Source organism: Succinimonas sp. (assembly GCF_045225735.1).
Classification (GTDB): domain Bacteria; phylum Pseudomonadota; class Gammaproteobacteria; order Enterobacterales; family Succinivibrionaceae; genus Succinimonas.
Genome location: NZ_JBGVBR010000036.1, coordinates 1 through 10,459 on the forward strand (window position 1 = coordinate 1; position 10,459 = coordinate 10,459).

General features: G+C 44.6%; 11 protein-coding genes. 5 read left to right on the forward strand and 6 right to left on the reverse strand.

Going from position 1 to position 10,459, the window contains the following annotated elements:
• The 5 genes from ACJROR_RS01300 to ACJROR_RS01320 all read right to left on the reverse strand — a co-directional run.
• The coding region (locus ACJROR_RS01300; protein WP_406545523.1) for an AAA family ATPase at positions 1 to 1,807 on the reverse strand (1,807 nt) is incomplete at its 3' end.
• Between the two features lie 1,084 nt (positions 1,808 to 2,891).
• Positions 2,892 to 3,110 carry a hypothetical protein gene (locus tag ACJROR_RS01305; RefSeq protein ID WP_406545524.1) on the reverse strand — a complete coding sequence of 73 codons (219 nt, stop codon included), beginning with the start codon at positions 3,108 to 3,110 and terminating at the stop codon, positions 2,892 to 2,894.
• Between the two features lie 402 nt (positions 3,111 to 3,512).
• Positions 3,513 to 3,716 (reverse strand): hypothetical protein, encoded by a 204-nt coding sequence (locus ACJROR_RS01310; RefSeq protein WP_406545525.1) that lies wholly within the window; start codon positions 3,714 to 3,716, stop codon positions 3,513 to 3,515.
• Positions 3,717 to 3,720: 4 nt separating this feature from the next.
• Positions 3,721 to 5,757, reverse strand: a complete 2,037-nt coding sequence (locus ACJROR_RS01315) for a transposase (protein ID WP_406545526.1) — start codon at positions 5,755 to 5,757, stop codon at positions 3,721 to 3,723.
• A 52-nt stretch (positions 5,758 to 5,809) separates the two neighbouring features.
• Entirely contained in the window at positions 5,810 to 6,133 is a 324-nt protein-coding gene (locus tag ACJROR_RS01320) for a hypothetical protein (RefSeq protein ID WP_406545527.1), read from the reverse strand.
• An 818-nt stretch (positions 6,134 to 6,951) separates the two neighbouring features.
• Here ACJROR_RS01320 and ACJROR_RS01325 point away from each other — a divergent pair.
• From ACJROR_RS01325 to ACJROR_RS01345, 5 genes are all read left to right on the forward strand, one after another.
• The gene (locus ACJROR_RS01325; protein WP_406545528.1) at positions 6,952 to 7,737 is read left to right on the forward strand and encodes a hypothetical protein; all 786 of its coding nucleotides are present in this window, start codon (positions 6,952 to 6,954) and stop codon (positions 7,735 to 7,737) included.
• Positions 7,715 to 8,446, forward strand: coding sequence for a transposase (locus ACJROR_RS01330; RefSeq protein WP_406545529.1), 732 nt, complete (start codon positions 7,715 to 7,717; stop codon positions 8,444 to 8,446). The genes ACJROR_RS01325 and ACJROR_RS01330 overlap by 23 nt, the downstream gene beginning before the upstream one ends.
• A gap of 452 nt (positions 8,447 to 8,898) precedes the next feature.
• Positions 8,899 to 9,375 (forward strand): Panacea domain-containing protein, encoded by a 477-nt coding sequence (locus ACJROR_RS01335; RefSeq protein ID WP_406545530.1) that lies wholly within the window; start codon positions 8,899 to 8,901, stop codon positions 9,373 to 9,375.
• Entirely contained in the window at positions 9,372 to 9,794 is a 423-nt protein-coding gene (locus ACJROR_RS01340) for a hypothetical protein (protein ID WP_406545531.1), read from the forward strand. The genes ACJROR_RS01335 and ACJROR_RS01340 overlap by 4 nt, the downstream gene beginning before the upstream one ends.
• A 66-nt stretch (positions 9,795 to 9,860) precedes the next feature.
• Positions 9,861 to 10,007: a hypothetical protein gene (locus ACJROR_RS01345; protein WP_406545532.1), complete on the forward strand. Its 147-nt coding sequence runs from the start codon at positions 9,861 to 9,863 to the stop codon at positions 10,005 to 10,007.
• A 123-nt stretch (positions 10,008 to 10,130) separates the two neighbouring features.
• On the opposite strand, the gene ACJROR_RS01350 is transcribed toward ACJROR_RS01345, so the two are convergent.
• Positions 10,131 to 10,459: hypothetical protein (locus ACJROR_RS01350; protein WP_406545533.1), on the reverse strand; the 329-nt coding region annotated here is incomplete at its 5' end.

Genomic DNA, 10,459 nt, shown 5'->3' on the forward strand with positions numbered 1-10,459 from the left:
AGTCCGGGAAATCCACATGAAAGGCAATGCGGCTGGAGAGACCGGCATTGGCATCCAGGAGCTTCTTCATGGGCTCGGCGTATCCGGCCAGTATCACAATCATCCTCTCCCGGCGGTTTTCCATTTCCTGAACAATGGTGTCGATAGCCTCCGCTCCGAAGCCGTGATCTATGTCATTTGCCAGGGAATAGGCCTCGTCGATGAACAAAATGCCGCCCTCAGCCTTGTTAAACATTTCCTTCACGGTCTTGGCAGTCCAGCCGACATACCGGGCCACCAGATCCGATCTGCCGCATTCCACAAAGGATCCGTGCTCGAGAATCCCTTCCTCCCGGAGAATTTCGGAGAGCAGCCGGGCCACGGTAGTCTTGGCCGTGCCGGGATTTCCCGTGAAGATCATGTGCCGCGATTTGATGCTGTCGTCAAGTCCGAGATCCTTCCGGCGCTTTGACACCGAGGTTACGGCAATGATGCGGTCAACAATCTCCTTGACCCGGTCAAGTCCGATCATGTCTCCGAGTCTTTGGCGGGCGGGACGGACCTTGGTCTTCCTTTTGGCTTTCGGGGGCCGGATCTCGTTCCCGTAGCTGTATACGGTATTGCAGAGCACCCGCCTGCTCCAGCTCTTGAAGATGTCGTTCACGATGCCCATGGAAAACTCAGTGCGGGAATCCCTCCGGATCTGGTTTACCGCATCGTCCATCCATTTATCGTAACCCGCTCCGGTTACCAGCTCCTTCATGTAGGTCTCGGCCTGTTCCCGGGTGCCGAAACCGGTTCTGAGCCGCACCAGCGGAATCTTTTCTTCAATGAGAGATACCAGAGACTCTTTTTTTCCGGCAGATTTGTCGGGAGTAACGGAAATTATGAAGTAAAGCGTGGTGAGGGAGCTTTCCTCCATGAATTCCAGAAGCTCGGTAAGGTGTTCCCGGCCGTCGCTGGACAGACAGCCGCTATCCTCCGCGATCTTCTCGTTTTCGAATACCGCTACGGCTGAAGCGCAGTCGTGGAGTGCGAGGAACTCATGAAACTCCTTGTCGCTGTCCCGTTTTTTCTCGTAAGAATTCATGTGGATGACTCCGAACCGTCTGCTCAGGAGCCGGCCCCGGGAATACAGCATCTTTATGATGAAGGAGACCACATTCATGGCGGATTTAACGTCCGGAGACTCAATGCAGTAATGCACCGGATGACCGAACACCCCGGGCTCGGCATTTACGGCATAGATGCGATCCAGTTCGCCGGCAAGCTCGTTACCAGGAAGACTGATACGGCTTAATTCCTGACGTGCCTGCTGGCAGTCCCAGATGCCGCTGTCTGTAAAGCCGTCGTTCCACTCGAAGGAAGAACGGCGCAAAAGATCGCCGGCAGTATCAAGGTTCATGCAGGGGCAGGAGGAAGGGAGCTCCCGCCGGGAATACAGGTCATCGTCATCGGCCTTGTCAAACAGCTTCAGATAGGTTTCCAGGGAAATTTCCTCGTATTCGCCGGGCTCTGCCTTCACCTTCAGCTCCTTTCTGATGAGATCCTGAATGACGGCGGAAACATCGGCAAAGCTGCTGGATCTTACGCTGAAGGCCGCAAAGAACTCCACGTAGGTTTTATTATCAGTATCGCAGGGGCAGAAAAACAGATCCCTGTTAGGGAGCAGGTTGCAGGATCTCTCCTCATGACGGAACAGATGCAGTTTGGAAAGGGCTTTAGCGTAGCTTTTTTCAAAAAAGGGCAAATCATCATCACGGTCTTTTTTCTTTCCGCCCAGAGCCTTCGCAAAATCCCCTTTCATGGTAACCTTGTAGAACAGCATGACGCATCCTCCAAAAAGAACTGTTAAGATTGCCGGTTAACGGCTGACAGAAAAACATAGCGAAGTTTAGGAATCGTGTTCCGGTAAGAATATGGATAACTACAACCCTGTTCTTTTATCTATTCCGAAATGTTTATGTGCCTATTGTAATATTTTCTATCCTTGTTTGTCAAGTTAAAATCTGAGCACTGCTAAATTATTTTAATTTTTTGGTATTCGGAGGGAATCTTCAGCCGAGCCGTAACTTCTCTGCGTTTTTTCTCCAAATGCGGGCAGTCCATTGAACGGCAGCTCTGGGCGGTATTTTGAATTTTGCGGGGGAATGCAGAATTTGCAGGGGGATCGCAAATATCAGGAAGGGACTCCTCCCGGCAGCGCTGATGGGGGCCGCCGGATGATGTCTGTGGTGAGTTGAATAGCGCGATGGCGGATGCAGCCGGGATATTTCAGTTATGCCGGTTAGCCGGAGACGGTTCGGGAGGCGGAGTTAGACTCTCCCTCTTTTCCATATAATTCTATGGCGTGAAGTCCTCAATCATATCCTCGGTTACCAGCAGGGATGCGCTCATCGTCAGATGACATTCTTGATCAATGTATGCCCGTGGTTAAAGGCGTAATGCCAGCGAGGGCTTTGACAGCCATTTCAGATAGATTTACTCAAATATTAAATCTTGCCTCAATATTCCGTGGGTAAGACAGGATTTTTGTTACCTCCGGCACTTTATGCCGTCAGATCAACTGTGCTGTACGACAGAGCATGGCGATAACATTACTCAAGCCCGCTCATTTTCTTATAGACATCTCCCCGGGATCCGGCCAAAACCGCAGTGATAACGGTTATCTTTCCGTTAATGAGAGTATACTACTACTCTATAGTCTCCCAGTCTGATTCGTAAATAATTGTTCCGCTTCCCCCTGATTCTCTTGACATCGACTATTTCCGGATGCTCCCCGACCAGCAGTTCCTTGATGGCAGCTTTGTATTTTTCTCTGATATCCTCATGCGTTTTGAAAAACCTTCCGCGACTTTCGTGTACTGGACATCATAAGAAATCATCTGTCGTTTTGTCACGTCTGACTCCTTTTACACGGAAACCCGTTCTGAGGAGGATATGGTCAGGTCATCGTCACTAAGACTTTCAATTTCGTCAAGCATTTCAGAGTTTTCTTCCGCGGATGCCTCCTGAACATTGGCAGTCAATCTGTAAAAGGGGGCTTTTTTCTTTTTTTTCACATATTCCCTGACTGCTTCCCTGATCACATCCGTGACTGTCATGTTGAACACGGATGCCACCTGCTTCATATCAAGGATATCTGTTTCGTCGAATTTAAAGGTTACTATTCACAGCCCCTAAAAGTACCTAAATTGACCCCACCGCCATTTCCACATAGAGGGGGGCGCGTCATCCCTATCGACTGCTCGGTAAGCAGGCGATGATCCGGATGGCGTTTCAGTGCTATGCTTTTTGTGATTGTCTGACTGTTGTTAGGATTTGTTCATGGGGAGCCTCTTTCTGGAACCGGGTTAACTTTATTCTGGTTACCGGTTCCCGGAGGCGGGGTGGCAGTTTGCAGATCCTTGACTGAAGGTTTTGCAGCCGTTGATTCTTTTGCCGCAGGAGTCTCATCTGTCGATTCCCTGGTTTCAGATTTCGGAGTCGTTGCTTTCTTGGCCGCAGACTTCGGAGTAATCGCTTCCTTGGTCTCAGGCTTCGGAGATGTTGCTTTCCTTGGTCTCAGACTTCGCAGTAACTGATTCCTTTGACGCAGGTTTCTCAGATGAAGAGGAAACCTCTGCCGAAGTCCCGGCGGCATTCCGTGCCATACCTGCCGCATTGCGTAATTCGGGATAGTCCAGACGCTCATAGACCCCCAGCTCTTCGAGGGTGTATGGCTTTCCTGCAAACACCGCTTCAATGGCTTTGTAGCAGTTGATTCCGTTTTTTTTCGCAGGTGGCGAGGTATGTCATTGCATCGGCATGATTCTGAGCATTTTCAGTGGAATCGAACTGTCCGCTGACCTTCATGCGAATCTTTTCCATCCTAAAGCTTCTTTCCGAGCAGTTGTTGGTGACAGGAATTCTGAAGTCGGTCATCCAGGCAAAGTAGGCCTCCCGGTATTTCGGATTTTTAAATCTGTTTATGATGCGCGTTTGAAGAACCAGACCTATAGGCGGGTTTATCGTTTTGCTTTCATTTCCAAGCTCTCGCTGACGTTTTTCATGTTTTTCAATAAGTCCGGACACAATGGCATCCTGTTCTGTCAGAGTTTTGTCCAGAAAGGCGTCAAACTCCTTAATCGTATCTTCGGGAAGAGACATAACTTTCTGCTCGGTCTGGTCGTTGCGTTTCGCCAGATCATTGCGTTTGCCAATCAGAGCTGAAAGACGATCTTTAAATTCCTGAGCCCAGACGCAGCTTTCATTGTTCTGAATGACTTTCTCGAGGTCTCTCAGCAGGTGCTGATTGCACTCGGCATTAAGGAATTTGAACATCTCGTTATAGTTTTTGCTGTCATGATCATGCAGCACCCGGTGAAGTTCGGTAAGCATAGTGAGGATCCCGTCATCCACAAGACTCTCGAGATCCTTTTTGTCATGTGCGGTGTACTTGGCAAGACAGCTGGTAAGGTATGTTCTGAAACAAATGTTCTCGCCGTGGGCTCTCATCACCGTATCATCCCAGGCGATCAGGAAGAAGCACGGGAACAGCGAGCCCACCTCATCGGCAAAATCCTTAGTCATTTCGCCAAACTTCTTGGCAACCTTGGAAATATAACCCGTGCTGATTTCCAGATTCAGGAACTCATTGACAATGCTCTGCACTCTGTTAACGCTGACCATCCCGCATTTAAGAAGCACGCATATCAGAGTTTTGATTGCCGGACCGTACTGAGCCGGTTCCTTAAGCTCTTTGGGGATTTTTACCCTGAACTCTTTGCCGCAGCTTCCGCACTTGATTTTAAAATAGCGGTGCCTGACTTTGGTGACGGTGACCTTAAAGTCAATTTCGTCCTTCTCGGTGACGATAAAACTGTCAGCGCTGAGAACTTCCCCGCAGTTCGGGCAGATGAGAATTTCAGGCAGACTGCCGTCTTCATTGAGCTGATCCAGAAAGTCCGCCGGCAGATGATCTACAATGCCGGTGATTTCCGCTTCAATGCACCGGGACAGCTTGTTTCTGGGGTGCCCCGGCTGCCCGCCTTTTTTTCTGTCGCTCTTTTTGCGGGAGTTGACAGGTGGAACTCTTTTCTCCTTGCCAATAGGCGTTTTGCCAGTTGAAATTCCGGAATTAGAGCTGTCGTTGTTAAGTTCGGCATGTGCCTTTGCGAGCGCATCGGAAAGCGCGTCTTTAGCGAGATTCAGGTCTTTGTTTTCACCGTTTGCGGCATCGATTTTCTTCTGCTGCTGGCTGATTGTATTATCCTTGGCAGCGAGTTCCTTATTCAGCTGTTTGATAGTACCATCCATCTCCTGGATTGTTTTGTCCCGGGCAGCGATCTGTTCCTCCAGATCTTTGATTTCCTTCTCTTTCTTGTCTAACAAATCCTTTACCCTGGGAAGCTCATGTTCATACCAGCGAATTGCGGAAGTATCATACACGCAATGCTGTTTAATAAGAGCCGTGTTGTCGGATTGCAGCTTGCTAATCTCATCCTTGGCATTATTGAGCTTATCAGTCTGATCGGCCAGGTTCTGCCGGTCTTTTTCGTGCTGGCTGAAGAGTCTGGCCAACTTGCGCTGCTTTGCGTTCGGGGAATCGGCTTTGGGATTTTCCCATTGATCCAGCTCTTTTCTGAGCCTGGTGTTTTCAGAGGTCAGCGAGGCAACGGCATCCTCCAGATGCCGGCATCTGTTTTTAAGCGGAGCATACTCGCCGATATCTATCCACCTCCGATCATCGTAGATGATAGTCTTATCGCTTACCGCTTCAACATTCGCCATAGCCATAAAAACTGCTTTCCCCTGATCCAAAAAAAAACAAAGCAGGCCCTGTTTCCGATTACCCGGCCGTCTTTTTGGAGAGCGCCTCAAGCTGCTGTCTGAGCTCATAGTTTTCCTTCAGAAGCCGGAGAATTTCCTGCTTGCGCTGAGCCAGCGTTCTGGGCATGACATAGTCCTTCTCATAAGGTTCCGGCTTATAGTCGGGACTCTGGCTTTTGTTGCGATGATCGGTTGGAACAATCTTGCCGGTTACCGGATCCACCTTCCCGATAAGACGGCGGCGGCAGATTTTCTTCTTGTTCACCTTGTCCCAGGTTGCCAGATTTTCGTATGCGTAAACAACCCCGGATTTCTGTTTCGCATAGGATATGCTTCCAGTCATATTTCCCTCCGATTTGGTAAAAAAGTCCTTATGGTATGATTATACCATAAGGATTAAAGAATGCAAGAAAAAAGTTAAAAAAAGTTAGATTTTTTAAGGCTTGAAGAGGACTTGAAGGTGGTTCGGAAGATCGGGTTTTGTCAGAAGGCAGAGCCATGTTGTTGGTCAGGGCTGAAAAACGAAAAAAATGGGGAAATGACTGCTAAGTTAGGCGGTGTAACGACTGGTGCGGAAATTCACCATTTTGAACCGGCTGTGAATAGTAACATTTAAAGTTCATTGCTTTAGTTGCCATAAGACAATACCTCCTTTCTTCTCTTTACTTTACAGAATGTATTGTAAAGACGGTAAAGTCAACGGCATTTTGCGGATTTCTCAGGACAGAGCAATTCGGAGGGAATCTTCAGGAGATCCACGGAGTACGAACCGTTTACCAGCGGGTGATTGGTGCTGTGCCGATACTGTACGGCACTGCCATGCACAGGATTATAGAAACTATACACATATTTAATATATCTTAATCTAGTATTACGTCTTGAATCACTGATCAAAATATTGCGATTTAAACTCAGTAAAATAACTATATTTTACATGTGAGATTGCAGAATACCTAAATTTAACATTTCTTTTCTTACACTGCAGTAAAAGAAAATGTAATCACTCTCTCAACAATCATAGTCAACTGAAAATACGCTTTAAAGAAAATTATAGATAACCAATGTTTATTTGAAAATAACGCTTATTTTATTAGATAAAAAAGGCATTCCCTGATATAATTACAATGGAATCGTTTTTAACGTAACAATATAGGAAATGCCATGACGTTACTTTTATCAAACATCGCAGAATCTTGCAAGAAGATTTTGCCAGTAATTACCGATTGTGTGAACCGCACCGCAATTACTGCTATTGCATTTAATACTGGTTTTACAAAGCGTCTTAAAAAATTTGAACCATGGCTCTTTGTTTGTGCGCTTTTTAAAAGTCTTTCTAATACCGATAAAGGTTTTTCATTACGTCGTATTCATGAAGAGTATTGTGCTTTAACTGAAATTCATCATATGGTTGATTGTAAAATTGAATGGGAGGTGTTCCATGATCATTTATCAAAACCAATGATTGAAGATTTTATTATAGAAGTTATGAATTATTGTGATTCAAAACTAGGATCGACATCATATCATTCTTATCATCTCATCATCACTGAACTTCAAAAGAGATTAAGTATTAAAGATCTATATCTTCAAGATGGATCCATAATTAATGAAAAAGGACAATTCACATCAAGTCATAAACCTATGAACAATGAACAGAAGAAACTGCAAGCAACTGTTTCTTTTAAACACATGAACATGGCCAATTTTACTATATCACAAGCAAGTGATTCTGAAAGAGACTTTCTGCCTAAAGGAGAGATGTGTAATGGCATGTTGCTGTGTGCTGATGCCGGATTCATTGATAAAACGTATTTTGCCCATGTTATTGAAAATAAAGGTTATTATATCCACAAAGGGAAAACAAATTGTAGTTATAAAATCTTAGAAGCCCAACGCTATAAAAGTAAACGAAATAAATGCATTCTTGAAAAAAATCGATGTTTCTGACGGTGATAATCCTAAATCTGATAAATTTGCTGGCAATTATTCATACGATTTCCTAGTTGAAGTCACTATTGACAAAGATACAAAAATAATAATGAGAGTTATAAAATACTGCGTTCCTGAATTCGATAGAACGCACAATCTTTTTGATAACGAGAAATCGAAATATGTTTTCTTTTATACAAATATTGAATCATCCTCTCTTGATCTAGACCAGATCGCACAAATATATAGATTACGGTGGCAGAGTGAAATAATCTTCAAGCTCGTGAAAGAGTTTTGTGGCCTTATAAAGGCGAATACCAATCGTATGCATTTAAGAAGAGCATTATTAACAATGGCTGTCATGATTTTGTCTGTAAAACAATACATTGGAAAAATCATGGAATTAGATCTTGATGGAGATATATCACCTTTTAAGGTTGCTTCACATTCAAGAACTCTTATTGACGAAATTATTAGTTTGTGTGTGAATATTCGAGTTTTTAAAATTAAAGACATCTTTGCAACTACCAATCCAATAATAGTATATGCAATTCGAGGTATTAGCAATGTGATTGAAGGTCAAACACGCAGATTTAAAAAATCCCCTGTTGGAGAAATAAATAGAAAACAATGGAAATCGCTTAGGTGTATTATTAATGTAATCCGACGCCCACCTGTAAAAACTCAACTTAGCGATTGCCGCATAGGAATCGTTGCTCAGCAATAATCACATTTAACAGTTCAATAACCATTCTTACTCAGAAGAGTCTCATTCTTTTGAGTAAGTGGTTGTGTCTCAAAAAAACCGAATTCAGCACTATACTGCCGATTTGCCACTAATAATTGCTCATCATCACTGCGAAACCCCGTTGTCACACCTCTCAGCATGATAATTTTGATAATAAAGTTGTCTTATAAAGACTTTGATGTGCGACTAAATCCTATGCGTGTTAGCCTTATGCTCCCATGTATGCGGCACTGCTGTAAATGAGCCCGACTGCTGAAAATGCGGAAATGTCGCAGTGGAGAAATGCACTAAGAACTGTGCAATATCTTTAAAAGACATTGTCCTTTTTGAATAGGTGAAGTAAATCACATATTTTGAGAAGTAAATCACAAAAATTCTGCAAATAGATTACAATCAAGTATGGGTTGTCTGCTTGTAACTTATGGTGCACTATGGAATGTACAGAAAAGTACTCAGCTTTCACTGTAGCTAATTGGTTTATTGAGAGAAGCAAATTAGCAGAGAATGAAGGAGGGGATAGATTGTCCCTGTTAAAGCTGTTAAAGCTTATGTATTATGCAGAAGGAACTTTTTTAGCTTATGACAGAGGTTCTTTATTTAAAGAACAATTTATTGCATGGCAGCATGGTCCTATTCTGTACAGTGTATGGAAAAGATTCACAAATACCCCATATGACCTTAGTTTTACGGATTCTGAAAAATCAGAGTTTAGAGAAATATCAGAAGAAGATGTTGAATTGTTAGAGAATGTTTATCAAACATTTGGAACGTATTCAGCGTGGGGCTTAAGAAACCTTACTCACGGAGAAAGACCTTGGATTGAGGCTACGGATAATGGTCGCGTGATGAATCGGGAGATTTCAAGGGATTCTATCAGAGATTACTTTAAGCATAATTATATCGAATGAAAAAGCCTTTATTAAAAGTAACTGTAAGCCATGAAAGCAAACCTCAAAAATGTGCTACCTTTAGTTTTGACAAGATGTTAACGGAAGGAGACTATTCTTTTGAATATTTTAAGAAGAACGCAAGAGATAATCTCCAGGCATATAAGGACTTGCTATGCAGGTTACGGGAACTGTCTAAATTTACTGTGCTTGAATTGATGCAACAAAGAAAAAAGCAAGGTTACGAACTGATAAATGTAAATGAATTGACAGATAGCATCCAAAATCACTGTGAGCGTAATCATGTAACCAAAGATTCAAAAGTTGCTATTTTTAGGTTTTCCGGACAAGATTACAGAATGATTTGTCATATGGTTGATAATGTGTTTCATGTGTTGTCTTTTGATTTTAATCATTCTGCTTATGATCATGGCAGTTAAAATAATTCATACAATGTCTCAAAACACGGTGTAAAAAGACCTTCTCGAAAAATCAGGATTCTGACCATGAGCAAGACCGCTTTGAAGTTAGTCTTCTATGGGCCGAAGCCGCTTCCCGCCTTCATGTACTGGCCGGTACTGTCGTTTGACTTCCACGGCAGCTTTGCCCATCTTCAAAGTCACATCGTTAAGTTTCTTTGCCAGCAGCGATAAGCACATGAAGAAGCTGGCTGCGGACTGAACAAGCTCCCCGCGGGCCGCAGTTTCGGGGAATCAGAGTCGCCGCGCCGGTACTTCGACTTTAACGATGCGGAGCGCGATCAGGAAGATACCGCATTACAGGGTGATGCGGATTGCCGGGCGAACCCCGACTGCGCCGGAGGTTCCCGGGATTCTTCTGCGGAAGCCGGAAGCATCCACCGCCAGAGGATCTCCCCCGCGGCTCATGAAATCCGAGGTATCCCGCAGCCACCAGGAGGCGCTTCCGGAAAATCCGGAAGCCGCAGCGCCTTCGGCGATGGCATGCGGGGTGGGGATGCCCTTCTGAATGGAGGATGCGGTAAGATAGCGGCTGAATTCCGCCTGACTGAGACAGAAAACGCGATCCGCAGTATCAGCGCCGGCGGTATCATCCGACACTGACGAGTCTTTGATGAGCGTTATTT

Excerpts from the sequence above, each read along its gene's own strand:
- ACJROR_RS01345 (WP_406545532.1), top strand. The coding sequence starts at position 9,861 with ATGAGCAAGACCGCTTTGAAGTTAGTCTTCTATGGGCCGAAGCCGCTT.
- ACJROR_RS01320 (WP_406545527.1), bottom strand. The coding sequence starts at position 6,133 with ATGACTGGAAGCATATCCTATGCGAAACAGAAATCCGGGGTTGTTTAC.
- ACJROR_RS01315 (WP_406545526.1), bottom strand. The coding sequence starts at position 5,757 with ATGGCTATGGCGAATGTTGAAGCGGTAAGCGATAAGACTATCATCTAC.
- ACJROR_RS01325 (WP_406545528.1), top strand. The coding sequence starts at position 6,952 with ATGACGTTACTTTTATCAAACATCGCAGAATCTTGCAAGAAGATTTTG.
- ACJROR_RS01335 (WP_406545530.1), top strand. The coding sequence starts at position 8,899 with ATGGAATGTACAGAAAAGTACTCAGCTTTCACTGTAGCTAATTGGTTT.
- ACJROR_RS01305 (WP_406545524.1), bottom strand. The coding sequence starts at position 3,110 with ATGAAGCAGGTGGCATCCGTGTTCAACATGACAGTCACGGATGTGATC.
- ACJROR_RS01340 (WP_406545531.1), top strand. The coding sequence starts at position 9,372 with ATGAAAAAGCCTTTATTAAAAGTAACTGTAAGCCATGAAAGCAAACCT.